The following is a 23,871-nucleotide window of genomic DNA, read 5'->3' as shown; positions in this document are numbered from 1 at the left end:
CCTTTTTCATTATCTTGATTTCAAGATAAATCATTTCTGATGAAAAGTGAAACTTTTTGCTCACAATGCCGTACGCTAAGAGTAGACACCTAATAAGGAGGACTTACATATGACTTTACAAATTGACCGTGTCTCGAAGCAGTTCGGGGAGTTCACGGCCGTCGACGACTTGAGCTTTCACGTCCCCAGTGGCGAGATGTACGGCCTACTCGGGGCGAACGGTGCCGGCAAGACGACGACGTTCCGGATGATCTTAGACATTTTAAAGCCGACTGACGGCACGATTCTCTGGGACGGACGCAACGTCGACCACCGCATCGTCGGCTATTTGCCGGAAGAGCGCGGCCTGTATCCGAAGTCGCCCGTCCGCGACCAGCTCGTCTTTCTCGCCAGCCTGAAAGGAATGAAGTCGGCTGAGGCGAAACGTGCCGTCAAGTCGTGGCTCGAACGGCTCGAGATCCCGCAGTACGAAACGATGCGTGTTGAACAGCTGTCAAAAGGAAATCAGCAAAAGATTCAGTTGATTGCGGCGCTGCTCCACAACCCGGAACTGCTCATTTTGGATGAGCCGTTCAGCGGTCTCGATCCTGTCAACGTCGAGATTTTGAAGCGTGAAGTGCTCGCCCTGCGCGACGAAGGGACGACGATCGTCTTCTCGAGTCACCGGATGGAGCACGTCGAAGAGCTGTGCCAACATATCGGCATCTTGAAAGGTGGCCGCGCCGTCGTCAGCGGCGACGTCCCGACGATCAAGTCGCGTTACGCCGAGCCGGTGCTCTTCATCGAGACCGATCGCGTCGATGTCCTCACGGCACTCCCGATCGTCAAAGCGGTCGAACCTCATCGCGACGGTCACCTCATCCGGCTCGACTCGTTCGAAGGCAGCGACGCGGTGCTCGGCGCCCTCGTGCAAGCAGGTGCTTCCGTCAAGACGTTCATGCGCCAACCCGTCTCGCTCAACGACATTTTCATCAAGGAGGTAGGCAGCCATGTTTCATAACTTCAAACCATTGTACGCGTTCACGCTACGCTCGAAACTGCGGTCGAAGGCGTTCCTCATCTCGACGATCTTGACGATCGTGTTCATCCTCGGCTTCACAAACATCGACCGCCTGCTCGCGAACTTCGAGGACACCGATCAAGGCCAGGCGCTCCTCGTCACGCAAAACGCCGAACTGACTGAAATCATGCAGTCGCTCGGTTACGAAGGGGTCGAATCGGCCGACATCACCGAGACCGAGGCGCGCGCGGGACTCGAAAATGGGGATTACGAGATCGTCGCCTTCATCGACGGCGCTTCGGCCCGCGTCTTGTCCGACCGTCCGGAGCCCGATTTCACGACACTCCTGCAGACGGCGCTACGCGAAGTCCGCAACGCCGAGCTGATCGAGACGTCGAACATCGACCCGACCGTCCTCGCCGCTTTGAACGAGCCGGTCCCGATCGAGGAGTCTTACCTCGGCCGTGGCGGTGAGAATTCAGAAGAGCTGTTCTCATCATTCGCGTTCGTCTATATCATGCTCATGCTGCTTTACGTCTCAATCATCACGTACGGTTCGATGATCTCGACCGAAGTGACGACCGAGAAGTCGTCGCGCGTCATGGAACTGATCATCTCAACGACGCATCCGGTGACGCACATGCTCGCCAAGATCTCGGCGATCGGTACGCTCGCCCTGTTACAGATCGGCATCTTCCTCGGGTTCGGTTACTTCAGCGCCCGCAGCAATGAGATGGCCCAATCGGTCATCGACAACGCCGGCAACGCCCGGGCCGTCATCTACTTATTGACGTTCTTCACGCTCGGCTATCTGCTCTATGCGGCCATGTTCGCCGTCCTCGGCTCGCTCGTCAGCCGTGTCGAAGAGTCGCAGCAGATGACGATGCCGGTCATCATGCTCCTCGTCGCCGGTTTCCTCGCCGCGATGTTCGGGTTGAACAATCCGGAAGCGCAGATCGTCACGATTTTGTCGTTCGTTCCGTTCTTCACGCCGATGCTCATGTTCCTCCGCGTCATGCTCGTCGACGTACCAGTCTGGGAAGTCGCCTTGTCGATCGGCATCATGCTCGGCTCGATCGGTGTCATTCTCTGGATCGGTTCGAAGTTCTATCGCGGCGGCGTCCTGTTCTACGGGAACAACGCGATTAAACAATGGCGTCAAATATTACAAAATCGTCAATAACGTTTACAGCATTTTCGTTTTCGTATACTCTAAAGAATGTGCAAAATGAGGAGGAAACGAACTATGCGATCACGATTACTCGCAGCCTTGATCTTTACATTCATGACGACGCTCACGACGTTCATCTGTTATACCGTCTTCTTAGAGGCCGACGCGTTGTGGCAAATCTTGCTCGCATACGCGGGCAGCACGTTCCTCGGAACGCTCGCGTTTTGGTATCCGGTCAGTCGACGTTCTGAGACGTCAAGGTTCGGCGGCGCGTGGATCGGGATTTTGATCACACTGACGACACTCGTCGGATTCACGATCATCCGCTTCACCGTTCGTGGTGATGCCGCATCCTTACTCGACTGGCAGACGATGCTCGCGAGCCTCGCCTATACGTTCGGTTACATCGGCTGGGTGCTCACGATTCTCAACATCGTGCTCGGCTTCCTGCTTGCCGGGACGAAACCGAAAGTGCGTTATGAAGCAAGACCAATGCGTTAAATCAAAAGCAGCCGTTCTGCTCAGAACGGCTGCTTTTTTGTGTTCACTGTAACTTATACGACTTATCGACGATGCCAAACTCCGTATATTGGAACGAGTTATCGACGAACTGTTCTGGGACGAGCTGATCGACGTAGCGGGCGAACGGGACGATGCGATGTGTCGCCTCATGCGTCCGTCCGAGGTCGAGCACGGCATCGACCAACGCTTCTAACGCGTGGTGCGACGTCGGTTCCTCGTCCTCTTCAAAGATGCGGCGCAGTTCCTCTTCGTGCATCAAGTCGAAGATGCGCATGCGCGTCTCGAGCTGATGCTGCATGTCTTCCGTCGACTTCCCGTGCATCGCTTCTTCATAGGCGAGCTTCATCTGTTCGAGTTCAGGGGCTTTGCCTTTCATGAGCACCTTCAAGGATTCCCCTGTCCAAATGTGCCGTGCCAAGTAGTTCGCGTCAATCTTCAGCGCCTCGGCGAGCGCCTCTATGTAAGGCATCGTCGGGTACACTTCACTGAGCTCGGTCCGGCGAATAAAGTACGGAGCGACACCGATCTGTTCGGCGAGTGCCTCGATCGAGATACCCGTCCGCTCACGCAAGATTCGGATCCGGTCCCCATAACCCCGGTACGGTGCATTTTTACCATCCATTGAATTCTACCCCCTCTTTTCCATTATAGTTCCCGAATCCACAAAAAAATACTCGGAAGCGCATGCTTCCGAGCAAGTGGTCGAATTAATTATTTTTTCGTCAACTCGACGACTTCAGATGAACCGGCTGTGACGTTGTCGCCTTCAGCAACAAGTTTGTTCACAGCGAAGCTGTCATGGTTCGTGATGATGATCGGTGTGATCGTCGACGGTGCGTTCGCTTTGATGAAGTCAAGGTCGAACGTGACGAGCGGGTCGCCCGCTTTGACGGCTTGGCCTTCCGTGACGTGCGTCTCGAAGCCTTCACCTTTAAGGTTGACCGTGTCCAAACCGATGTGGATCAAGTACTCCGCACCGTTGTCCGCGTTGATGCCGATCGCGTGTTTCGTCGGGAAGACCGTCGCGATTGTCCCGTTGACCGGTGACACGACTTTTCCGTCTGTCGGTTCGATGGCGATGCCATCACCCATCATTTTTTGTGAGAACACTTGGTCAGGCACGTTCGTAATATCGATGACTTTCCCTGTAAGTGGTGACACCGCGTTCAGTTGCTCGTCTTTACCACCAAAAAGTTTTTTAAAGAATCCCATAGCTTAATCCCTCCAACATGTTCTGTTAATCAAAGTCTTAGCTTTTATACCCGAAAAGCTATTACTTCAATCCCTACCCTATTCACGGTATAGTTGTATTAAGGTAGTGCGAATTCGTTTACACATCGTAAGAATACGAGTGTGCAATCGCTTTTGCAAGCCCTTTTTACACTTTATAAAAATTTCACATGATGGAGGCGCTTACAATGACGACTTTCACAAAATTGTCATACGAACGGCCCGACGTGGACGCTTTAAACAGCCGATTGTCGGACTATTCAGTCGAATTGCAGCAAGCGAGCACGCTCGAAGAGGCGAACGAATTGATTCGCCAAATCAACCAGGAACGGAACGCGTTCGAGACGCAAAGTCAGCTCGTCGCGATCCGCCACTCGATCGATACGCGCGATGCGTTCTACGAAGCCGAGCAGACGTTCTTTGACGACGCGTTGCCGGTCTACGAGAAAGAAGTCCAGGCGTACTATCGCGTCTTGACGGAGCACGACCTCCGCAGCCAGCTCGAAGCGGAATGGGGCAGCCAATTGTTCGAACTCGCGGAACGGGCACTCAAAACGTTCGACGAATCGCTCATCCCGAAACTGCAAGAAGAGAACCGACTCGCGACGAGCTATCAAAAAGTGATGTCGGCCGCACAGATCGAGTTCGATGGCAAGACGCTCAACTTGTCACAGTTCGGCCCATACTTACAGTCACCCGACCGGTCGGTACGAAAAGCGGCGTCCGAGGCGCGTTATACATACCTCGCCGACAACGGTGACGAGCTCGACCGCATCTATGGCGAACTCGTCCGCGTCCGGACCGAGATCGCGCACGCGCTCGACTTCCCGTCGTTCGTCGAACTCGGCTACGCCCGGATGCAACGCGTCGGCTATGATGAGTCGATGGTCGACAACTTCCGTAAACAAGTGCGCGACGTCATCGTCCCGCTCGCGACGACGTTAAAAGACAAGCAGGCGAAACGCATCGCTGTCGATACGCTCCGCTACTATGACGAATCGTTCGTCTTCCCGGACGGCAACGCGACACCGCAAGGCGACGAGTCGTTCATCATCGAGGGCGGCAACAAGATGTACCGTGAGCTCTCGGGCGAGACGGACGAGTTCTTCCAGTACATGCAAGAGCGCGGCGCCCTCGATCTTACGGCGAAGCCCGGCAAAGCCGGCGGCGGTTACTGCACGTACTTACCGTCTGAAGGTCTCCCGTTCATCTTCTCGAACTTCAACGGTACGGCCGGCGACATCGACGTGCTCACGCACGAGGTCGGTCACGCCTTCCAAGTATATGAGAGCCGTCATTTGACGACGCCGGAATACGCGTTCCCGACGTACGAGGCGTGTGAGATCCACTCGATGTCGATGGAGTTCTTCTGCTGGCCGTGGATGGAGCTGTTCTTCGGCGACCAGGTCGACAAGTACAAGTTCAACCACTTGGCCGGAAGCGTCACGTTCCTCCCGTACGGCGTCCTCGTCGACGAGTTCCAGCACATCGTCTACCGGAAGCCCGACATGACGGCAGAAGAACGTCGTCAGGCGTGGCGTGACCTTGAGAAGGTGTACTTGCCGCACCGCGACTACGAGACGAACGACTACCTCGAGTCGGGCGCATGGTGGCACCAACAAGGCCACATCTTCCAAAGCCCGTTCTACTATATCGACTACACGCTCGCCCAAGTTTGTGCCTTCCAGTTCTGGGTGCGCATGCATGAGGACCGTGAGTCGGCGTGGAGCGATTACCTCACGCTCTGTCAGGCCGGCGGCAGCCGCTCGTTCCTCGAGCTCGTCGAACTGGCCGGACTCAAGTCACCGTTCGAAGACGGCGTGTTAAAAGACACGCTCGGACAGATTGAAGACTATCTATTGAAGCACCCGTTAGCGAACTAAAGACATACGAAAGGTGAGCCCACGCTGTGGGCTCACCCTTTTTGTCCTCAAATCACATCTAACGGTTCTTTCCCGCTCGGCGGCGGGAACGCCTCGTCGAGCGCTTTGAAATCTTCTTCAGTCAGATTGAGGAGCAGCGCCGCCCCGTTCTCTTCGACGTGCGCTTTCTGACCTGCTTTCGGGATGGCGATGACGTTGCCGCTCCGGACAGTCCACGCGAGCAGGATTTGGGCCACCGACGCATGATACGCCTCGGCGATTTGTTTCACCGTCTCATCGTTAAAGATTTTCTCTTTCACGTCGCTGCCTTCGGCGAGCGGCGAATAGGCCATCATCGGGATGCCCTGCTCTTCTAGGAACGGCAACAAGTCGTGCTCGATGCCGCGGCTGCCGAGATGATACAGCACTTGGTTGACCGCGCAATGCTTCCCGTTCGGCAAGGCGAGCAGTTCTTTCATGTCGTCGACGTCAAAGTTTGAGACGCCCCACGCCCGGATCTTCCCGTCTGCTTTCAGCTGTTCGAGCCCGTCGACCGTCTCCTTGAGCGGGATGTTGCCGCGCCAATGCAACAAGTAGAGGTCGAGATAGTCGGTGCCGAGCCGTTCGAGCGTCGCGTCGCACGCCTGCACGAGCTTGTCGCCCCCGGCGTTATGTGGATACACTTTCGAGACGAGGAAGACGTCCTCGCGACGGTCTTGGATCGCTTCCCCGACGAGTGTCTCCGACTTGCCTTCCCCGTACATCTCGGCCGTGTCGATGACGTGTAATCCGCAGTCGAGACCTGTCTGTAACGCCTCGATCTCCGCGTCATGTTTCGATGCGTCATCGCCCATGCGCCACGTGCCTTGACCGAGGGCACGCATCTCGCGCCCGTCCGGCAGTTTGACCACGTGTTGTTTCAGTGCCGCCAAAATCAGTGTGTGTGGAATTCGATTCATGTTGTTTCCTCCTTGATCCATTGATCGTGCAACGGCCCTGTCGTCCCGAAGACGGGATCGGTCGCCGGTTTGTCGACGCGTTCGATTCGATGGACGTTGTCCGGGCGTTCTTCCGGCTTACCCGTCAACGTGTCATAGTCGCGTCCTTCCGGATACGCCCCAACGATTTCGAAGTCATCGCTCGCCTCGAGTCGGCGGTGTCCCGTCCCTGCCGGCAGGATCAACACGTCACCCGCATTCAACGAGACGAGATCGCCGGTCGCGCCGCCGAGTTGAACGGTCGCACGGCCTGACCTCACCCCGAGCACCTCGTGCGTGTTGCTGTGATAGTGGTGATAGTCGAACACACCGTTCACCCAACTGTTGCCCCAACCGTTATGCTCGAACGTCGCCTGGATGCCGTCCGCCTCGTCGAACACGCGTCGGTATAACAGCACCGGGAAATACGGGTTGTTCGGGATCGAGCCGTCATCTTTAAACCGATATGTGGACATGTCCATGTGATCGCCTCCTTGTCTCTGACACTGTACCCGACTTATAGAGGATATAATCGACACAAAAAAATGACCCGACCCTTTAATAAGGGCCGAGCCACTGAGTTAGCGTACTTCGCTCTCGAGCTGTTTCAACTTCGTCGAGTAGTACTCGATAATGTCACGGCGTCGGATGATGCCGATGAAATACTTGCCGTCATCGACGACCGGCACGAAGTTTTGATCGGTGATCGCATCGACGAGCTCCTCGATTTGCGCCGTGATCGATACCGGTTTATAGCGTATGCGTTGTTTGATGTCTTTCAGGCGAGTCCGGAGCACTTTCTCGTAATCTTCTTCCCCGCGAAGTTGTTCAGCGAGTGCCCACAGTAAGTCTCCTTCCGTCATCGTTCCGGCGTAAAAGCCGTTCTCGGATACGAGCGGCACCGAGGTGAAGCGATGATGCTTCATCTTCTCGAGCGCTTGCCGCACCGTCGACTCCGGGTCTAAATATTTGACGTCTTCTTTCGGATATAAAAAGAAAGCGATGTTCATATATAATCTCTCCTCAATCTGTTAATCCACCACGCTATTGTACCATGAATCGTAGGGTTGACCGCAATAATTGACCGCACCCCACAATTGTTTCACCCTCCCTTCATTAGTTGCTGTCACAGAAAAAAGTCCTTTACAAGAACAGGACCGGCGTGACACGTCATCAACAGAAAACTGGAAAGTAACTCCAATTATTTATACCCTGTACGCATCGATTCTACCCGTCCGAGTCCATAAAAAAAGACGCCTTTGATCAAGGCGTCTCGTCTAGTCAGATAAAATGTAACATCGTTTGATTGAACTTCTCCATCTCGTCGAGCACGGTACCGTGACCGCTCTCCTCGAAACGCTCGATGCGCGCGTTCGGGATGCCTTTTTCCATCTCTAAGGCAAACTCGAACGGACAGACTTTGTCGTGGACGCCATGGATGATCAGCGTCTCGACGCCAACTTTCGGCAAGTCTTCACGAAGGTCCTCGTCGCGGAGCGCTTTCGCCGAGGCGATCGTCCCGTGGCTCGAGGCGATGAGTGACAAGCTGTGGAACCAGTTTTGGAGCGGCTCTGGATGCTTCTTCTCAAAGAAGATCTCGCCGAACCCGGTCAACATCGAGGCACGGTCTCGTTTCGTATCTTCGATCAAGGCGTCGACTTCTTCTTTTGTCATCCCGTACGGATAGTCCGGGCGTTGCGTGAATACCGGTGCCGCCGCGCCGGCGAGGATAAGTTTTTTCAAACCACCGTCCGGATAATCGACCGCATAGCGGATCGCGATCGCCCCACCCATCGAGAAGCCGACGAGTGTGAAATCTTTGACACCGAGGCCGTTGACGACCATGTTCACGTCAGACGCCATCGTCTCGTAGTCATAGCCCGTAGCCGGTGCGTCCGACTTCCCGTAACCGCGGTAATCGATACCGACGTAGCGGTAGCCCGCATCCAAGAGCGCGTTCTTCTGATACTCGAACATGTTGTTGTTCGCCGGCCAACCGTGCAAGAAGACGACCGCGTCGCCCGTTCCGACGTCCTCGACAAAAATAGACGTCCCGTCATGTGCTGTAATGTAATTCCCCATCATTCAAAACCCCCAATCGTATTGTTGAGCGTTGTGCGCCGTACGTTTGCCCACAACCCATCTGTTCCCGTTTGAGCGAACTGAAAACCTGTCAACCGTCGCGCCATAGCGATTCGGCCTTCAAGATATGCTCGACCGCTTGCGCGCCTTCTCGTAACACGGACGTCTTCCACGTCTCGTCTTCCGGGTAGAACATGGCCATGAATTCTTTTTTGATGCCGTTCCGTGCCTCCGGGTCTTTCGTGCCTTCGAAATAGAGACGATTCTCTAAAATGATCGTCAAAAATTCACGGATCAGCGCTTTCGTCGACGTGCCGAACGTCCCGAATTCGAACAAGGCCGAGACGAGCTGCTTGTCCGGATGCTGCTTGTCGCGGACGTAATAGAAATGGTTCGTCGAGTCGCCGAGCACGTCATCCGGATTGTACGTCTTGATGTTCTTCAACCCGTATGTCTGTTTTAACTGCTCGGCGCTACGTCCGTCCCGCTCGCTGACGAGCATCGTCACTTCGTTCGTCGGCCCGAGCGCGGTGTGCCAGTCCATATGGACGACCCGGTCGTAACGGTCGAGAAGATCGTGCTGGATCTCTTTCATGAAGACAGCGGACGGTTCGTCGGCGTCTCCGCCATAATAGACGCCTTTCGGGAATTGGTACTGGCCCATCCCTTTCGCCTCGGTCATCGCGTCGAACCCGTCGAGCTTGATGCCAGAGCCGAGGAACGAATAAATGTGTTCGCGCGCCTCGTGATAGTCGTCGATGACACCGTCCGGGACGAACAAGTGGCGCATCACCTCATACTCTTTATTGACGTTTCGCGGCAGCGACTCCCGGTCGACGACGTAGTTTCGGTTCAAATCGACGTTATGTTCGTTGACGCGCCGGAAATGTTTCATCCCCCATGGGTTGACCGCATGGATGAAGCAGACGCCTGTCACGTCATGGCGGACGTTGCCGAGCTGTGTCTCGATGAATTGCGTGGTCACGGCCGCACCGGCGTAGCCTTCGATCCCATGCTCGCCGATCGTCATGAGCAGCATCGCCTCACGTGACCCGGCCGGTTCGCCGATGATCACGTCGATTGTATCTTCCCCGATCGAATGCGACATCGTCCGCGCGCTCGGGTAGTATTGTTTGACGGTGTCGAGCAAATCGAGAAACCTCTCGCGCGACTCGTCGTAAGATGATGAAAAATAAGTATTCATATGATTCCCTCCATTCATGTCTTCTGTACCCCTTTCCCATTTCGAGGCAAGCTAAAAACGCCTCCCGAGGAAGGCGTTTCGATTAATGGGCTCCGGCTTTTGTGCCGCGGTCTTGCCGGCGGAACGCAAACAAGTAGACGAGCGGGGCGAGCAAGACGGCACCGAACAGCCAATACGCACCAGGGCTTGCGAACAACGGTTCGAACGCGCGGAAGAACAAGGCGACAAGTGAAAACCCGACGACGAGCTCGGCTGTCCAAATGACGGCGCGCCGGACGGCAAGGGTGATCGTGTTCGTTTTTTGGAAGAGTGCTGCGATAAACGCGATCAAAAAAGCCGGGAAGCTACTGAACCAGAGCATCCGATTCAACGTCGATTCGGCAAAATAGGTGTTGCCGAGCGACACGGTGATCGCGTAATGGGCGATCAACACAAGCAAGACGACAATCCACCCGACAAGCACATCTCGTTCCCATTTTTTCATCCTTCTCCCTCCATTCTTTAGAAAAAGAGCTACACTTGTATTTACCCGTTTTCCAACCCGTTCCATAGGTCTACAAGCACGATTTTCGACAGATTTCGCAAACTGTCGAACGATTTTCTAATATAATTTCCGTTTTCCATCTACTTCCTAATAGATTTGTAGTATCGTACGTATTTGTGAGCATTCACTAAACAATTTTTTGTAGATGAAAGGAATTATATTATTTTGAAAAAATTTAAAAGCATTTCTTTGATTATTGTAGCGTCTTTATTTCTATTACTCGGTTTTCTCGCCATGGCAGACGGGGCAATCGTAGCAGGACTTATTTTGGTAGCAGGGCTTTTACCGCTTTACAAACTTTGGAAGCGCGAAGGTAAAAAACGCGTGATGCTTCCTTTGATTGCCGCATCATTTGTAATTGGAATGATCGTTCTTGGTGCAACCATCCCTACTGAGGACGTGACAGATGGTCAGGCGGAAACTGCATCTGCAGAAAATGAAGTCGAACAGGCACCTGAACTGACAGAAGAAGAAAAACAAAAGGCAGATGCAGAGGCAAAACGAATCGCTGAAGAAGAGGCAAAAGCCGAGGCCGCACGAATTGCTGAAGAAGAAGCAAAGGCAAAACAAGAAGAAGAGGAGCGAAAGCTACGCGAAGCTGAGGAAGCGAAAGAAAAAGAGGTAGCTTTTGCAAACTCGACCATTGAGTTCAAGCATTTGAGTAAAGGTGCGGATCGATACGCGGGTGAGGCAGTTCGCTTCAAAGGAGAGATCGTACAAATCCAAGAAGACGAAGAAGGGACAACAATTCGTCTGGCCGTCACGCAAACATCTTACGGGTGGAGTCCAAATGACATTATCATGCTCTACTATCCAGAATTGACAGACTTTTTCACTGACGATGTCGTCACGGTCGATGGCTATATTATCGGTGATCATACTTACACATCGCAAGCTGGGTGGGACATCACAGTTCCATTGATCGGTGCTGAAACAGTTTACTAATAAAGATAGCGCATTCCTCGAACGGGAATGCGCTATCTTTATTTATCGAACAGATGACTTGCCCAGTCACGGGCCCGCTCGAGCTCTCCCTCTTTGAGCGGTCCTTCTTTGTCGAGGACGAGGAATGATTCTTGAAGCACCGGTTCTGCTCCTTTTTCCGTAAGCGCCCGTTCAATCCGGGTCGCGGCGTGGCCGAACCACTTGACGATCTTTCCGACGAAAAAGCCTTGGTCTTCTTCGGCCATGCTCGTATCGAACGCTGCGGCCCGCACTCCGCGGAGCGCATGATCCGACAGTCCGTCGAGAAACGTCTTCACGTCCTCGGTCTCGCGTCCGCCGTGTGTCGGTGATCCGACGACGAGTAAGTCGAGGTTGGCGAGATCCCCGTAGCCGATATGACTGATGTGAACCGCCTCGACTTGATGAAGCTCGCCGAATCCGTCTTTGATGGCGTGGGCGACTTTTTCTGTGCATCCGTACATCGAGTCAAAAGTGATGAGGATTTTCATAACTGTCCCTTCTCTCTTTCCAAGACCAAATAACACCTACACGAATCTGTTCCCGTTTTCGATGGCGGTTTATCACTTATCCATTTTCTTCTGTCAGCAATTCGATGAATTCGTCGAGCTGTTCTAAGTCACTCGCCTCAGCGTGCGTGTTTCTGAACCGTTCGATTTGGTCAATCAAAAAGACCTTATCCCCGTCATAGATTGGGACGATTGCTTTCAATAGCCGAACATGGACGTCGTTGTAAACGGCTAAACGCAACTCATGCCACATCAAAATGAAGCGTTGAAGTACAACGGCTAGTTCTGACTTTTGGATTTCCTTGATTGCTGCCACGAACACATTGGTCATTTCATCCCGCACAGCAAACAATAATTCAAGAAAAGTGTCACATCTCATGATATCTGGAGTGACCGCGTCGAGGAAAGACAACCCGTTGAACAAACGAGAAGCCGGGTCTTCGTCAGATTCAATCTCATCTATTTTCCGGAACAAGTAACGCTTCAAGCCCGGTATCTCTTTTTGAGGAATGATGCCGCTTGAAAACTTATCGTCAATTTCTCTCTTACATACTTGAGCAATCGTTTCGTGATTACGTCTCGGGGGTGCGAAGTCGTGTGCCAATCGGTGATGGATATCCGGATCATGCGCCAACTTTAAAATCACGTTGACGAGGTCCGCCTTCTTTAATTTCCCGAGTTCTTTTTTCAAGTCGAAAGATGGTCCAAGTGTGAGTTGGTCGCGCAACAAAAAGTAAGCCGCGACTTCATGTTTACACGTCCCTTGTTCGTATGGGCAATCACAGGAAGATTGAATCACCCACTCATTCGCACACGTGATGACTACTCGATAAACGTCACTGCCATAAGCGTTGAAGAAGTAAGTGTTTTGTCTTTGAGACACAAGTTCGATGTTACCGTTCATATAATAACCGTAGCCCCGGTCTTCGATTCGCCTAGATACGTGTTGTTCAAAATCAAATACATTCATCCGCTTCTCCTAAACCGGCTCACCATAAAAATCACCAACCCGATCCCGATGCCGGCATAGGCGACCGTATCGAGGTGATCGCGCATGCTAAACGGCGCCTCATGGACGAATACGGCCCGCTTCCACTCCGTCCCATCCTCAACCGCGAGCACGTCTTCGACCGACTCCCCCTCCACTTGACGATATTCTGTGCCGATCGGATACATGTTCGAGGCGTCCCCATAATAGTCGCCTGTCATATCGTCAGCCAACGTCTCGACCTCGCCGACGACCTCACCAAGATCCGCCTCGGCGACGACTTCGTCCGTCACTTCATACACCCGTCCGTCCAAGACGACGAACGCATACGCCCAGGACAAGGCGTGGACCGACACTGAGACGGACAGCAGCAACACCACCATCCAAATGACTCGTTTCATTCGATTGCCCAGACGAACGTCGCCGTATCGCTCAAATCAATATCGTCCGGCTGAAGCTCTGGCATCGACGCCTGTGAATGGAACACCTCTTCATGGAATACTAAATTAGTTGGCGAGTAAAGGTGGAGCTCGGCCCACGTATAGTCAATCCGTTTTAATTCCCCAAGCTTCGCACCGGCCGCTTTCGTCAACAGTTCAGCCCGATGCAACGCACTCTCCGCCGCACTGGCAAGGAGTGCATCGCTAACCGTATCTGAATCTTTAATTGTGAATTTGATGGACAGTTTCGGATCTGCCATTGAATTCGTGACGCTTTGGATGACGTCAGACAATCGTTTCGTGTCGAGGTCAAACTCAAGTTTTGTTCGTTGCTCACACACATAGCCACGGAAACGAGATTTATAATTTCCGTCCTCGTCACGGTAACTTTCATAGTCTGTATCGATCGAGAAGTCCGTCGTCTTTAGAGCGGTCTTATCGAAGCCGGCCTGTCCAAGCGCCTTTTGCAGACGCGCCACGGCCGTCGCCGCCTCGCTCATCGTCTCCTCGTAACGCACGGCTTTCGAGGTCAACTCCATTTTCACGACAGTCAAGTCTGGCTTGGCCGATACTTTTCCCGTTCCTTTGACAGTGATGGTACGTTCCATGTTTCATTCTCCCCTTTCTCTCTATCCCAAGTCGCTTAATTGTGCAATTGCCATTGCGTCATCGTCCGAAACGGAACGAAGCCGATGCTGTAATAAAACATCTGGTCTGAAGCGACAATCGCCTGTTCTGCCCCTAGTTTCCCACTCCGTATGATCGCCTCATAGACGACCGACTTTCCGAAGCCTTTCCCCCGGTACGTCGGGTCTGTCACGACCGGTTCAACGTAACTATAGCGATCACCCGGGCGATACCAGACACCACAATGTGCCACATACTTCCCCTCAGGTGAGGCAATGGCAACGATCAGTTCGGGTAGAATCGCAGGACTCGACAACATTTTTTTCCGTCCGGCGATGGTCGCGGCATCATCCGGCGCATTCCCGTCATGGTCAAAGCCACGCCACATCACTTGGTTGTATTGTCGCCAATCCCATTCATCCGCGAGAGACACGTAGGAGAACACGTGCGGCAACGACTCCTTACTTATCCGGGAAACATGGACTTTCGCGAACCGCTCGATTTGTCTCGTCGGTCGAAATCCGGTCTCTAAGGCGGCAAGTTGCAGACACTCATCCTCATCCGGTAACAATAGTCGCAAATCACCATGACTATGCAACCGCTCGACCGCATAGGCAACGAGTTCAGGTTTCAATGCGTCGTACCCTTTCTCTACGACCAAAATCGCTTCCCCTAAATTGAGCTCATACGTCGCCAGGGCGACAAGGCGCCCATCATCTTCCCACATGCCAATCCGATGCACATGTTCTTGATCACGAAGCGCATGGTTCACCGCCCAGTCCCACGCCCCCCATAAAAGACGTGGTGCCTGCAGCTCCGTCGCATTGATTCTGATGAGAAAGTCTCTTACTTTTACAGCATCCTCCGATACATAAGGCTCATGTGAATACGATCGAAATGAGATCACTGGGCCACCCCCTCTGTAAAGCTTTCACTGAACAGCATCCAGTCTCTGCCAATACGTGATGTTGCTACAATTCGCCAGCGACTTCGAAACCTCCTTCACGACAGCATCGCACTAGCCGTCCACTTGACATCGGTCAGTTCGTACAAGAAATGAAAAGAGTGAGCAAGCGAACACTCGATGCCCCAATCCAACTATTCTCTTGTTAATATAGCAGTCTTTTTTTCAAGAGGAGACAAAAAACCGAACGAGATACCACGTCCGGAAAATCTACAAGCATTTTACGAAAATGTCACTATTTCACGACAAGGAGACACTCTGGCCGCTCAAACCCGACATCCCCTAAAAACCGCAACTCATCAATCGTCAACTCGTCGAGCGTGATTGTCTTGACGCTTGGTTCCGTCTGTTCATCGACCCATACTTTCCAAATCTCGACTTCGTCCGTCGTCTTCAGGTGGTCGGTGATGTAGTCAATGAGTTGCTGGGCTCTCGTTTCGGTGTAGCGCCAACGCAATTCAGCGACGTGCGGTTTTTTCGAGTACGCCTCGACGTTTTCCTCTGCATAATAAAGTTCTCGTTTGACCTCAATCTCGTCGAGTTGCTCTTCTGACTCGACGTGCATCAAAATCTTTTCGTCACGATCGAGTTCTTCATCCTCCGTGAGCATCTCAGGCAACACGACACCTTTTTTGATGGCTTCATTGATGGATAAGTATTCGATAAATGGATTTTCGACTTCTTTTAGCGGTCTATCGCTCGTCATAAATTGAAATTCACTCATGTTACTTGCCTCCTACTCTTATATCATCATAGTCATTGTTTCATCGCGCGAATGGAAATGATGAGTCCAATCAAATAGCCGATTATCGAGCCGATGACAATCCCGTATGCAACCGTAAAATCGAATAGTAGAGAGATGAGCATCCCGGCAGCCGTTCCGAAAATAAGGCCAAGTCCGACTGCTGATTCGCGCCATTCGTTCATTTTCACCCTCCCCTTCCTTCAATTTACTTCATACGAATCAACCTGATCAAACGTTTCATTTCCTACATTTCATTTCCTTTTGCTGTTTTGCATACAAGAAAGGGACCCAGCATACACTGAATCCCTTCAAAAATCATTCTACTGTCGACGCCGCCTCGGCGAGCGCCGCTTCTTCTTTGTGATAGTTCTCGACGAACGCATCGAGCAATGCCCGCACTTCGTCTGTCGATTTCGTATCCATCAACTTCACACGGAGGTCGCTCGCCCCGCGGAAACCTTTCACGTAAATCTTGAAGAAACGGTGCAAGTTCGAGATCGAACGTGGCACGTCCTCTTGGAACTTGTCTTGAAGGTCGAGTTGGAGACGAAGAAGATCGAGGTGTTCTTCCATCGAATGCTCACGCGGCTCTTTCTCGAACGCGAACGGGTTTTTGAAAATCCCGCGTCCGATCATGACGCCGTCGACGCCATACTTCTCGACGAGCTCGAGACCCATCTGACGGTCGAGAATATCGCCGTTGATCGTGATGAGCGTATCCGGTGCAATCTCGTCACGCAATTTCATGATATCCGGAATCATCTCCCAGTGCGCGTCGACTTTACTCATCTCGGAGCGTGTCCGCAAGTGAATCGACAAGTTGGCGATGTCTTGCTTCAAGATGTGCGTCAACCAGTCGCGCCACTCGTCAAGCTTCGAAAAGCCAAGACGTGTCTTGACGCTGACCGGGATGCCACCGGCTTTCGCCGCTTGGATGAGTTCGGCCGCGACGTCAGGACGCAAGATGAGGCCGCTCCCTTTTCCGCGCTTGGCGACGTTCGGGACCGGGCAACCCATGTTGATGTCGATGCCTTTATAGCCCATCTCGGCCATGCCGATGCTCATCTCGCGGAAGTAGTCCGGGTTGTCGCCCCAAATATGGGCGACCATCGGCTGTTCGTCCTCGGTGAACGTCAAGCGTCCGCGCAGGCTACCTTTCCCTTCCGGATGGCAGTAGCTGTCCGAGTTGGCGAATTCGGTGAAGAAAACGTCCGGTCGGCCGGCGTGGGCGACGACGTGGCGGAAGACGACGTCAGTCACGTCTTCCATTGGAGCAAGTATAAAGAATGGACGCGGAAGGTCGCGCCAGAAGTTTTCGTTCATATAAGATCATTCCCTTTCGTAATCAATCCAACAAAATCACTTTATCCATTCTATTATGGACGGAGGAATGTATCAACTGACAATACTTTCGAAATTTTTAACGCTCCTCATTCTCAATAATTTTGAAGAAGTGCGTGAACCCGTCGTGCAGCAAGTACTCCAATACACGATTCATATGTTCCGGCTCGACAACATTTGTCTGCAGCAACGTTTGGAGCACCATCCCATCGATCGCTGCCATCGTCCACGCGGCGACCGCTCGTGTCGAAGGACCTCGCTCGACACCGTACGCTCGTACGAAGATGGCTTCCACCCGGTCGATCCACTCCTCATACTTCTCTTTGAACTTTTGTTGCAGTTCCTTGTTCCCGAGCATCGCCTCATGGGCCAAGTAAAACTGTAGTCGACTCTCCGCATCTTTTTTTAAGCGGTCTTGCATCCCGTCGAAGATCTCTTGAATAATGGTATGGGCTTCTTTCTTGTCTTCGATCGACACGGTCGCGATTCGGCGAATCTCGCCCAAGCCCTCGTCCATCACATCATAAAGAATGGCCTCTTTGGAACTGTAATAGTGATAGATGGCGCCCGTGCTAAGCCCCGCTTTCTTCGCGATGCCACGAAGCGTCGTGCCTTGGATCCCGTTCTCGATGATCGTCGCTCGCGCTGCCTCTACTATCTTTTGTTTCCCTTCGTTCATCATATGCTCCGACGCTCCTCACGTAATAATGGCTAATTATATCATAATGATTTGACGGTTCTATGACACATACCTGTGACGTCCTAAACTCCATTGACAACGATTTCAATAGTTTGTTACACTTTTCACATAAACATAACGAACGTTCGGTATGTTTATTGACATCATATTTTTCATTGTTGTTTCGTCACCAATACTTTAGAAATGAAAGGGGCGTTATTTATGTTCTTCTTTGAATCCATTCCTTGGTACAATGTCGCCATGTGGTTCGTCGTATTCGGCTTGTTGATCGGATTAAATGAAATCGTCCGGTCCAGCAAAAAAGCCAGCATTCTCATGTTCATGGCGGTTCCGATCGTGTTGACCCCGATTTGGTTCTTCACCGCCGACCCTGAGATCACATCATGGTTTCACTGGGTGAAAGTGTATTCCGCTCTCGCCGGAAGCTTGATTTACATGGTCATCCGCTTCACCGATTATCACAAAAAACATCCATGGTACTTGATACTCGTGCCGGGTATCTTGGCCCTCAATATCGCCGAGGCCGTCGTTCGAGAATTCCAAGTCGGCATTATGGGGTTCGAAGGCATGGTCGACGGGATGAATTACATCTCGGGTGGTTGGAACTACGTGAACGCCGTTGCCGGGATCCTGAACTTGCTACTCATCTGTGGTTGGGTCGGCATCTTCGCGACATCCGGCAAGAAAAAAGACATGCTCTGGCCAGACCAGACGAAGCTATGGATTGTTGCTTACGGCATCTGGAATATCGCCTACGTCTATTCATGTGCACCGGGTAACGCGTTCTATTCAGGGTTCGCCTTGAACATCGCCGCGACGGTTCCTGTCCTCCTTTGGGCGAAAGGGACGTGGATGCAAAACCGTGCCCAAACACTCACGTTTTGGATGATGTGGGTCATGACATTCCCTTACTTCTTCGCCGTCGGCAGCACGTTCAACGTGAGCGTGTCGTATAATCCGGCAGCGAACTGGACGATTTCGCTGCTCAGTCTTGCGCTCAACGTCGTCCTCGCCGTCTGGCAAGTGACGCGCATCGTCAAATACAAACTCAATCCGTTGAAAGACGAGTTGTGGAAAGATACGAACGAATACAAAGAAATCAACGCGTTGCGTGAAGATGCAGTTCCTGGACGAGAAACCGCGATCGGTAAAGCGTTGTAAGCAAAAGACGGGCTACGAGGCCCGTCTTTTGCTACGTAAATTTAGATAGCTCTGAGAGCAGCTCAAAATAAGTTGCTCTTCAAAAAAATTTTTTACGTGTATGATATAATTGTAAATAAGTTGATCAAAGTGAAAAGGGTGATAAAAGTGGATAAGAACTCATATATCGAACGTCAAAGGCAAGTAAAATTTGCAGTTGGTATGGCTGCAATCGACGGGGGAAAACCAAGTCCCTTCACACAGAAATTGCTGAATCGATATGAAAACGGTGAGATCACTTCAGCCCAATTTAAGCAAGCCATTATGGAGCAGTATACGAAAGCACATCAATCCTAATGGATCCTTATGTTTACCCACATACAAATGTACTCATTAATAAACTTGGGATAACTGACGAACAACAACTGATTAATGTTGAAGCACAACTCATCATTGCAAACATATTAGAGATCGAGTCACTCATTTCGGAAGTGGATTTCGATAGTTATCATTCTCTGCAACAAATCCATCGACATCTATTCAACGAACTATATGAATGGGCCGGCGAATTTCGCTCAATCAATATCTATAAAAATGAGCGAATTTTGGGTGGCTTATCTGTGGTTTACAGTGATTCTTTGCAGATTCAAACGAACTTAGCATCTATCTTTGATTGGAAACAAGAAATCACATGGACCCATAAAAATATACGACTGCCCGTCTATTTCGCTAAGCTAATGACAGATTTGTGGCGGGTTCATCCTTTTCGTGAAGGAAATACCCGTACCGTTTCTGTTTTCATGAAACTTTTCGCTCAACATCATAATTTACCTTTTAATGCAGAACTGCTTTCTAATAACGCCGGTTACCTTAGAAATGCACTCGTCATGGCCGCTATCAATGATGCGCCAGATCCGACCTATTTACACAAAATCATAAATGATGCTTTATCTATCGACGTCTCTACTAGCTTGTCAGATAGTGACGCTTCTTCTGAAAAATATCGCACAATTGGTTCGTATAACGTTTCTAGTTATGAAGAAAAGCCATTCTCTACAGACCATCATGAATCATAATTCAAAAAACAGACAACCTTAGAGAAACCGCTCACCGGCCTCTCTAAGGTTGTTTATTTTCAAATATAATTAAACGACGATCTAAATTTTGAATGCATGATCATTATTGGGGATTCAACTCTCCCGTACCAAAAGTTGCATCGAACGCCCGGCACCAGATCACGACTGTTGAATATTGCGTGAGCTCGACGTCTTCAGGGACTAAATAGTTTTGGTTCCCAGTATTTCCTTTTAACGAACCGAGGCTGATTCCTTCTGTCGTCTCCATCCCCGGCTGAATCAAATAGACGAACAAGTCGGGACCATTTGTCGTTTGGAAATCTTCGAAACGCAGGTACACGCCATCTTCTGCACGAATCGTTTGAATGTTGCCTGACGTCTCATAATTTTTTTCACCATCCATGAACACCCCTGCCAAGTCGGTAAACTCCGTAGCGGCTCCATCATCCTCAGAAGCCGGAGGTTCCGTCGCCTCCTCAGCTTCTCCTTCTTCTACAGTTGTATCAAGTGAAGTCGGTGGAAGTCCTTCATCAACCGTCTCTTCCAAGAACAGCGGAGAAATGAGCCACCAACCAATCAAAAGTACAGCTACTCCTACTATACCTAGGATCACTTTTGTCACGGTTCGCATCATCTTCGCTCCATTTCATGAGAAAATCTCTAACCCTTCACCATCCTATGATGGCTGCGAGCACTCAGTACAAATAACCCAACAGATCCAATCGACCATCCGTCCACGCCTTCGTACCTACGGGGCGAATCATCAATTCATCAAACGATTCTTCCCCAATCCCGCGTATCATCTGCCGCTCATCGTCTATTTGGAGCCACGAACAAGCGTTGTCAACATGGCTGAATCCGGCTCGTAAATAAAGATCGGGTCGGTCCGCAAACAATAAGAGAAAATCGACCTGTTTCGTCTCTCCTATACTAATAACCTCGTTCAATAACGCTTCACCAATCCCGTTACCACGCACATCTTCCTGTACACATAAATCAATCACACCAAGAACTTGAATCGGATGCCCGTTCAAATTCATCACCCGATAGTCTAACCCGACATGACCCACAACCTGACCTCGGTCTCCAAAAACAAGGAGACGAAGATGAGGTAATTGCTTGAAATATCGGCGTTTTGGATAGAGGGGTTCAAATGATGCCACTAACAAATCACTTAACTCATTGTTCAATTTCTCGTCAATGTCTAATTCCATATACCGTTGAATTTCCATTAGCACTTTCCTCCCCAACGTGATACTAAAAAACCTCCGATTTTAACAAATCGAAGGTCATTTTTTTCAGTTTATTCTATTTTTTCAAGCCACGCCACCGTCTCCACATGCGCCGTATGCGGGAACATGTCGACCGGTGTCACTTCAACGAGGCGGTAGCCGCGGTCGGCGAGATAACGCATATCGCGCGCTTGCGTCGCGACGTTACACGATACGTAGACAATCCGCTTCGGTGCCATCTCGACCATCGTCTCGAGGAACGACTCGGCACAGCCTTTACGCGGCGGGTCGACGACGATGACGTCCGGATTGATGCCGTCTTGCTTCCACTTCGGAAGGACGTCTTCGGCCGCGCCACAGGCGTACGTCACGTTATCGATCTCGTTGACGAGCGCGTTCTGTTTCGCGTCCTCGATCGCTTCCGGCACGACCTCGACGCCGTACACGTGCGCTGCTTTCCGGGCGAGGAACAGACTGATCGTACCGATGCCGCAGTAGGCGTCGACGACTTGTTCCGTGCCGGTCAACTGCGCATATTCGAGCGCCTTGCCGTACAGCTTCTCCGTCTGGACCGGGTTGACTTGGAAGAACGAGTGCGGGGAAATCGTGAACGTCAGTCCACCGATCTTGTCCTCGATCGTCTCGTGCCCGTATAAGAGTTTATTCGTCGCCCCTAAGATGACGTTCGTCTTGTCCGGGTTGACGTTTTGCATGATCGACGTCACGTCCGGAAGACGTTTCAAGATGTCGGCGACGATCTCATTCACGCCTTTGATTTTCGTCGTCTTCGTGATGAGGACGATCATCAATTCACCTGAATGGTACCCGTAACGGGCCATGACGTGGCGGATGACGCCGCGTCCTGTCTTCTCGTCATACGCCGGCACACCGTGCGCCGCGAGCACGTCGCGGACGACTTGGACGGCCTCATCGTTCCGCTCGTCTTGGATGAGACATTCCTTCATCTCGACGATGTCGTGCGAGCGTGGGCGGTAGAACCCGGCGACGAGACGATCTCCTTCTTGCTTGAACGGCACTTGCGCCTTGTTGCGGTAACGCCACGGTTCTGGCATCCCGATCGTCTCGTGGACCGGGACGTCGAACTGGCCGAGCCGCTGGAGCGCCTCGACGACGCGGTCCCGTTTTTGACGGAGCTGGCCGTCATAGCTGAAGTGTTGGAGCTGACAGCCCCCGCACTGATAAAAGATTGGACACGGCGGTTCGACCCGGTCCGTGCTCGCTTGTTTCACTTCGATCAGCCGGGCGAAGCCGTACTGTTTGTTCGTCTTCGTCACGACGATCTCGACCGTCTCACCCGGGAGCGCGTTCGGCACGAACAACGTATAACCGTCGACGCGTGCCACGCCTGCCCCTTCGTGTGTGAGGTCATGGATGTGGACGTCGAGACGGTCGTTTTTAGTTACTGGTAGCATGAGTCTCTCCTTTCCCGATTCGAGAAGTACGTATTGGTTCATTACCCGTTCAGAGGCCAACGAAAAGCTCGGCGTGAGCGCCACGCCGAGCCGACTTATTCTGCTTTCTCATTCGACACGTTGAACAATTGCTTGATCATCTGTTCGCGTTCGTACTGAGCGTTCAACTCTTCCATCTCGCGGATGCGCGCGTTCGGTGCGAGCACCGTCAAATGGCGGAACAAGTTCCGCATCTCACCCGTGCATTCGCCGCCGTACTCGCCGTCGATGTTGAGACTCATCCGCTCCGTCGTCGTCTTCATCTTGACGTGGCCCGTCTTGACGTGCTCGACGAGCGGGCTCGACAAGTGCTCACCGCGTAACAATAAGCGGACGACGTGGATGAACTCGAACAAGTTACATTTCCGTAAGATGAACAAGTCAAACAAGCCGTCATTGAGTGACGCGTGCGGCGAGATCTTCTCGAAGCCGCCAACCGAGTTCGAGTTCGATGTGAGGAAGATCATCACTTCCCCGCTGAACGTCCCTTCGTCATGCTCGAGCTCGATATACGTCGGTTTGATGAGCGGCAGCTTCTCCATCCCTTTGACGTAATAGGCGAGCTGGCCGAGCGCCGTCTTCAACTTCGACGGCACTTCGTACGACAGCTCGGTCATGATGCCGCCGCCGGCGATATTGATGAAGTAATGGATGTCTCCCGCCTCGCCTTCGATCTCCCCGAGGTCGACCGGCATCTCAAAACCGTCACAGATGACGTCGAGAGCGCCGACGACGCTCAAAGGAATCCGCATCGCCCGGGCGAAATCGTTCGTCGTTCCGACCGGGATGAGCCCGATCGTCGGACGCTCATCGAGCGGAGCGAGTCCCGAGATGACCTCGTTCAACGTCCCGTCCCCGCCGGCCGCGACGATCAAGTCGAACTCGGCCGCCGCGGCCCGCTCGGCTTCGAGTGTCGCGTCACCGATCGCTTTCGTCGCGTACGTCGACGTCTCATAACCCGCATCCTCGAGGCGGTTCAAGATATACGGGAGCTCCCGTTTGATCACTTCTTTTCCAGATGTCGGGTTATAGATGACCCGTGCGCGTTTTCGTTGCATATCGTTTCTCTCCCCTATGCTCAT

The 23,871-nt window shown here is 52.1% G+C and carries 29 protein-coding genes; 8 read left to right on the top strand and 21 right to left on the bottom strand.

What is annotated here, in order from left to right:
- Positions 1-109: 109 nt before the first annotated feature.
- The 3 genes from BJU60_RS09325 to BJU60_RS09315 all read left to right on the top strand — a co-directional run bounded on the left by BJU60_RS09325 (position 110) and on the right by BJU60_RS09315 (position 2,672).
- Positions 110-1,000, top strand: coding sequence for an ABC transporter ATP-binding protein (locus BJU60_RS09325; protein ID WP_070328622.1), 891 nt, complete (start codon positions 110-112; stop codon positions 998-1,000).
- Positions 990-2,183, top strand: a complete 1,194-nt coding sequence (locus BJU60_RS09320) for an ABC transporter permease (RefSeq protein ID WP_070328621.1) — start codon at positions 990-992, stop codon at positions 2,181-2,183. The genes BJU60_RS09325 and BJU60_RS09320 overlap by 11 nt, the downstream gene beginning before the upstream one ends.
- A gap of 63 nt (positions 2,184-2,246) precedes the next feature.
- Positions 2,247-2,672, top strand: coding sequence for a hypothetical protein (locus tag BJU60_RS09315; RefSeq protein ID WP_070328620.1), 426 nt, complete (start codon positions 2,247-2,249; stop codon positions 2,670-2,672).
- A gap of 43 nt (positions 2,673-2,715) precedes the next feature.
- On the opposite strand, the gene BJU60_RS09310 is transcribed toward BJU60_RS09315, so the two are convergent.
- Positions 2,716-3,315 carry a helix-turn-helix domain-containing protein gene (locus BJU60_RS09310; protein ID WP_016509316.1) on the bottom strand — a complete coding sequence of 200 codons (600 nt, stop codon included), beginning with the start codon at positions 3,313-3,315 and terminating at the stop codon, positions 2,716-2,718.
- Between the two features lie 89 nt (positions 3,316-3,404).
- On the bottom strand, positions 3,405-3,905 hold the full coding sequence (locus BJU60_RS09305; RefSeq protein WP_070328619.1) for a PTS sugar transporter subunit IIA: 501 nt from the start codon (positions 3,903-3,905) through the stop codon (positions 3,405-3,407).
- Between the two features lie 206 nt (positions 3,906-4,111).
- On the opposite strand from BJU60_RS09305, the gene BJU60_RS09300 reads away from it, so the two are divergent.
- Complete coding sequence (locus BJU60_RS09300; protein ID WP_070328618.1) at positions 4,112-5,806, top strand: M3 family oligoendopeptidase; 1,695 nt, start codon at positions 4,112-4,114, stop codon at positions 5,804-5,806.
- Between the two features lie 47 nt (positions 5,807-5,853).
- Here BJU60_RS09300 and BJU60_RS09295 read toward each other — a convergent pair whose 3' ends face one another.
- From BJU60_RS09295 to BJU60_RS09270, 6 genes are all read right to left on the bottom strand, one after another.
- Positions 5,854-6,744, bottom strand: coding sequence for an aldo/keto reductase (locus BJU60_RS09295; protein ID WP_070328617.1), 891 nt, complete (start codon positions 6,742-6,744; stop codon positions 5,854-5,856).
- A complete protein-coding gene (locus tag BJU60_RS09290) occupies positions 6,741-7,244 on the bottom strand; it encodes a cupin domain-containing protein (RefSeq protein WP_070328616.1) in 504 nt (167 codons plus the stop codon). The genes BJU60_RS09295 and BJU60_RS09290 overlap by 4 nt, the downstream gene beginning before the upstream one ends.
- Before the next feature lie 99 nt (positions 7,245-7,343).
- Positions 7,344-7,772, bottom strand: coding sequence for a CBS domain-containing protein (locus BJU60_RS09285; protein ID WP_016510664.1), 429 nt, complete (start codon positions 7,770-7,772; stop codon positions 7,344-7,346).
- Positions 7,773-8,043: 271 nt separating this feature from the next.
- Positions 8,044-8,844 (bottom strand): alpha/beta fold hydrolase, encoded by an 801-nt coding sequence (locus tag BJU60_RS09280; RefSeq protein ID WP_070328615.1) that lies wholly within the window; start codon positions 8,842-8,844, stop codon positions 8,044-8,046.
- 91 nt (positions 8,845-8,935) lie between these two features.
- Positions 8,936-10,048, bottom strand: a complete 1,113-nt coding sequence (locus tag BJU60_RS09275) for a M14 family metallopeptidase (RefSeq protein WP_070328614.1) — start codon at positions 10,046-10,048, stop codon at positions 8,936-8,938.
- An 82-nt stretch (positions 10,049-10,130) separates the two neighbouring features.
- A complete protein-coding gene (locus tag BJU60_RS09270; RefSeq protein WP_070328613.1) occupies positions 10,131-10,532 on the bottom strand; it encodes a hypothetical protein in 402 nt (133 codons plus the stop codon).
- 225 nt (positions 10,533-10,757) lie between these two features.
- On the opposite strand from BJU60_RS09270, the gene BJU60_RS09265 reads away from it, so the two are divergent.
- Complete coding sequence (locus tag BJU60_RS09265) at positions 10,758-11,537, top strand: hypothetical protein (RefSeq protein ID WP_070328612.1); 780 nt, start codon at positions 10,758-10,760, stop codon at positions 11,535-11,537.
- Positions 11,538-11,575: 38 nt separating this feature from the next.
- Here the strand turns inward: BJU60_RS09265 and BJU60_RS09260 are convergent, their stop codons facing one another.
- From BJU60_RS09260 to BJU60_RS09225, 9 genes are all read right to left on the bottom strand, one after another.
- Positions 11,576-12,046, bottom strand: coding sequence for a flavodoxin family protein (locus BJU60_RS09260; protein WP_070328611.1), 471 nt, complete (start codon positions 12,044-12,046; stop codon positions 11,576-11,578).
- 76 nt (positions 12,047-12,122) lie between these two features.
- Complete coding sequence (locus BJU60_RS09255) at positions 12,123-13,034, bottom strand: SWIM zinc finger family protein (RefSeq protein ID WP_070328610.1); 912 nt, start codon at positions 13,032-13,034, stop codon at positions 12,123-12,125.
- The gene (locus tag BJU60_RS09250) at positions 13,031-13,453 is read right to left on the bottom strand and encodes a hypothetical protein (RefSeq protein WP_070328609.1); all 423 of its coding nucleotides are present in this window, start codon (positions 13,451-13,453) and stop codon (positions 13,031-13,033) included. Before BJU60_RS09250 ends, BJU60_RS09255 begins: the two co-directional genes overlap by 4 nt.
- A complete protein-coding gene (locus BJU60_RS09245) occupies positions 13,450-14,100 on the bottom strand; it encodes an SIMPL domain-containing protein (protein ID WP_070328608.1) in 651 nt (216 codons plus the stop codon). Before BJU60_RS09245 ends, BJU60_RS09250 begins: the two co-directional genes overlap by 4 nt.
- 35 nt (positions 14,101-14,135) lie before the next feature.
- Positions 14,136-15,026, bottom strand: a complete 891-nt coding sequence (locus BJU60_RS09240; RefSeq protein WP_070328607.1) for a GNAT family N-acetyltransferase — start codon at positions 15,024-15,026, stop codon at positions 14,136-14,138.
- Positions 15,027-15,318: 292 nt separating this feature from the next.
- Positions 15,319-15,807 carry a hypothetical protein gene (locus BJU60_RS09235; RefSeq protein ID WP_070328606.1) on the bottom strand — a complete coding sequence of 163 codons (489 nt, stop codon included), beginning with the start codon at positions 15,805-15,807 and terminating at the stop codon, positions 15,319-15,321.
- A 32-nt stretch (positions 15,808-15,839) separates the two neighbouring features.
- Positions 15,840-16,010, bottom strand: coding sequence for a hypothetical protein (locus BJU60_RS15255; protein ID WP_167615721.1), 171 nt, complete (start codon positions 16,008-16,010; stop codon positions 15,840-15,842).
- A 133-nt stretch (positions 16,011-16,143) separates the two neighbouring features.
- Complete coding sequence (locus tag BJU60_RS09230) at positions 16,144-17,151, bottom strand: tRNA dihydrouridine synthase (RefSeq protein WP_070328605.1); 1,008 nt, start codon at positions 17,149-17,151, stop codon at positions 16,144-16,146.
- A 97-nt stretch (positions 17,152-17,248) separates the two neighbouring features.
- Positions 17,249-17,851: a TetR/AcrR family transcriptional regulator gene (locus BJU60_RS09225; protein ID WP_070328604.1), complete on the bottom strand. Its 603-nt coding sequence runs from the start codon at positions 17,849-17,851 to the stop codon at positions 17,249-17,251.
- 219 nt (positions 17,852-18,070) lie between these two features.
- Between BJU60_RS09225 and BJU60_RS09220 the strand changes: the two genes are divergently transcribed.
- From BJU60_RS09220 to BJU60_RS09210, 3 genes are all read left to right on the top strand, one after another.
- On the top strand, positions 18,071-19,030 hold the full coding sequence (locus BJU60_RS09220) for a DUF5692 family protein (RefSeq protein ID WP_070328603.1): 960 nt from the start codon (positions 18,071-18,073) through the stop codon (positions 19,028-19,030).
- A 96-nt stretch (positions 19,031-19,126) separates the two neighbouring features.
- Positions 19,127-19,366: an antitoxin VbhA family protein gene (locus BJU60_RS09215; protein ID WP_016509872.1), complete on the top strand. Its 240-nt coding sequence runs from the start codon at positions 19,127-19,129 to the stop codon at positions 19,364-19,366.
- On the top strand, positions 19,366-20,085 hold the full coding sequence (locus tag BJU60_RS09210) for a Fic/DOC family protein (RefSeq protein ID WP_070328602.1): 720 nt from the start codon (positions 19,366-19,368) through the stop codon (positions 20,083-20,085). The genes BJU60_RS09215 and BJU60_RS09210 overlap by 1 nt, the downstream gene beginning before the upstream one ends.
- A gap of 103 nt (positions 20,086-20,188) precedes the next feature.
- Here BJU60_RS09210 and BJU60_RS09205 read toward each other — a convergent pair whose 3' ends face one another.
- The 4 genes from BJU60_RS09205 to BJU60_RS09190 all read right to left on the bottom strand — a co-directional run bounded on the left by BJU60_RS09205 (position 20,189) and on the right by BJU60_RS09190 (position 23,847).
- Positions 20,189-20,665 (bottom strand): DM13 domain-containing protein, encoded by a 477-nt coding sequence (locus tag BJU60_RS09205; RefSeq protein WP_236633696.1) that lies wholly within the window; start codon positions 20,663-20,665, stop codon positions 20,189-20,191.
- Positions 20,666-20,780: 115 nt separating this feature from the next.
- Positions 20,781-21,317, bottom strand: a complete 537-nt coding sequence (locus BJU60_RS09200) for a GNAT family N-acetyltransferase (RefSeq protein ID WP_035386431.1) — start codon at positions 21,315-21,317, stop codon at positions 20,781-20,783.
- 71 nt (positions 21,318-21,388) lie between these two features.
- Positions 21,389-22,750, bottom strand: a complete 1,362-nt coding sequence (gene rlmD, locus BJU60_RS09195) for a 23S rRNA (uracil(1939)-C(5))-methyltransferase RlmD (protein ID WP_070328600.1) — start codon at positions 22,748-22,750, stop codon at positions 21,389-21,391.
- A 95-nt stretch (positions 22,751-22,845) separates the two neighbouring features.
- Positions 22,846-23,847 carry a diacylglycerol kinase gene (locus BJU60_RS09190; protein WP_070328599.1) on the bottom strand — a complete coding sequence of 334 codons (1,002 nt, stop codon included), beginning with the start codon at positions 23,845-23,847 and terminating at the stop codon, positions 22,846-22,848.
- Positions 23,848-23,871: the final 24 nt, after the last annotated feature.

Source organism: Exiguobacterium aurantiacum (genome assembly GCF_001766415.1).
Lineage (GTDB): Bacteria > Bacillota > Bacilli > Exiguobacteriales > Exiguobacteriaceae > Exiguobacterium > Exiguobacterium aurantiacum_A.
Note: the sequence above shows the minus strand (reverse complement) of the source record. Positions and strands in the feature narration are given on the sequence as shown.

What these genes read in the sequence shown, in the direction of transcription:
- BJU60_RS09325 (WP_070328622.1), top strand. Translation starts at nt 110, where the DNA reads ATGACTTTACAAATTGACCGTGTCTCGAAGCAGTTCGGGGAGTTCACG.
- BJU60_RS09320 (WP_070328621.1), top strand. Translation starts at nt 990, where the DNA reads ATGTTTCATAACTTCAAACCATTGTACGCGTTCACGCTACGCTCGAAA.
- BJU60_RS09315 (WP_070328620.1), top strand. Translation starts at nt 2,247, where the DNA reads ATGCGATCACGATTACTCGCAGCCTTGATCTTTACATTCATGACGACG.
- BJU60_RS09310 (WP_016509316.1), bottom strand. Translation starts at nt 3,315, where the DNA reads ATGGATGGTAAAAATGCACCGTACCGGGGTTATGGGGACCGGATCCGA.
- BJU60_RS09305 (WP_070328619.1), bottom strand. Translation starts at nt 3,905, where the DNA reads ATGGGATTCTTTAAAAAACTTTTTGGTGGTAAAGACGAGCAACTGAAC.
- BJU60_RS09300 (WP_070328618.1), top strand. Translation starts at nt 4,112, where the DNA reads ATGACGACTTTCACAAAATTGTCATACGAACGGCCCGACGTGGACGCT.
- BJU60_RS09295 (WP_070328617.1), bottom strand. Translation starts at nt 6,744, where the DNA reads ATGAATCGAATTCCACACACACTGATTTTGGCGGCACTGAAACAACAC.
- BJU60_RS09290 (WP_070328616.1), bottom strand. Translation starts at nt 7,244, where the DNA reads ATGGACATGTCCACATATCGGTTTAAAGATGACGGCTCGATCCCGAAC.
- BJU60_RS09285 (WP_016510664.1), bottom strand. Translation starts at nt 7,772, where the DNA reads ATGAACATCGCTTTCTTTTTATATCCGAAAGAAGACGTCAAATATTTA.
- BJU60_RS09280 (WP_070328615.1), bottom strand. Translation starts at nt 8,844, where the DNA reads ATGGGGAATTACATTACAGCACATGACGGGACGTCTATTTTTGTCGAG.
- BJU60_RS09275 (WP_070328614.1), bottom strand. Translation starts at nt 10,048, where the DNA reads ATGAATACTTATTTTTCATCATCTTACGACGAGTCGCGCGAGAGGTTT.
- BJU60_RS09270 (WP_070328613.1), bottom strand. Translation starts at nt 10,532, where the DNA reads ATGAAAAAATGGGAACGAGATGTGCTTGTCGGGTGGATTGTCGTCTTG.
- BJU60_RS09260 (WP_070328611.1), bottom strand. Translation starts at nt 12,046, where the DNA reads ATGAAAATCCTCATCACTTTTGACTCGATGTACGGATGCACAGAAAAA.
- BJU60_RS09255 (WP_070328610.1), bottom strand. Translation starts at nt 13,034, where the DNA reads ATGAATGTATTTGATTTTGAACAACACGTATCTAGGCGAATCGAAGAC.
- BJU60_RS09250 (WP_070328609.1), bottom strand. Translation starts at nt 13,453, where the DNA reads ATGAAACGAGTCATTTGGATGGTGGTGTTGCTGCTGTCCGTCTCAGTG.
- BJU60_RS09245 (WP_070328608.1), bottom strand. Translation starts at nt 14,100, where the DNA reads ATGGAACGTACCATCACTGTCAAAGGAACGGGAAAAGTATCGGCCAAG.
- BJU60_RS09235 (WP_070328606.1), bottom strand. Translation starts at nt 15,807, where the DNA reads ATGAGTGAATTTCAATTTATGACGAGCGATAGACCGCTAAAAGAAGTC.
- BJU60_RS15255 (WP_167615721.1), bottom strand. Translation starts at nt 16,010, where the DNA reads ATGAACGAATGGCGCGAATCAGCAGTCGGACTTGGCCTTATTTTCGGA.
- BJU60_RS09230 (WP_070328605.1), bottom strand. Translation starts at nt 17,151, where the DNA reads ATGAACGAAAACTTCTGGCGCGACCTTCCGCGTCCATTCTTTATACTT.
- BJU60_RS09225 (WP_070328604.1), bottom strand. Translation starts at nt 17,851, where the DNA reads ATGATGAACGAAGGGAAACAAAAGATAGTAGAGGCAGCGCGAGCGACG.
- BJU60_RS09220 (WP_070328603.1), top strand. Translation starts at nt 18,071, where the DNA reads ATGTTCTTCTTTGAATCCATTCCTTGGTACAATGTCGCCATGTGGTTC.
- BJU60_RS09210 (WP_070328602.1), top strand. Translation starts at nt 19,366, where the DNA reads ATGGATCCTTATGTTTACCCACATACAAATGTACTCATTAATAAACTT.
- BJU60_RS09200 (WP_035386431.1), bottom strand. Translation starts at nt 21,317, where the DNA reads ATGGAAATTCAACGGTATATGGAATTAGACATTGACGAGAAATTGAAC.
- rlmD (WP_070328600.1), bottom strand. Translation starts at nt 22,750, where the DNA reads ATGCTACCAGTAACTAAAAACGACCGTCTCGACGTCCACATCCATGAC.
- BJU60_RS09190 (WP_070328599.1), bottom strand. Translation starts at nt 23,847, where the DNA reads ATGCAACGAAAACGCGCACGGGTCATCTATAACCCGACATCTGGAAAA.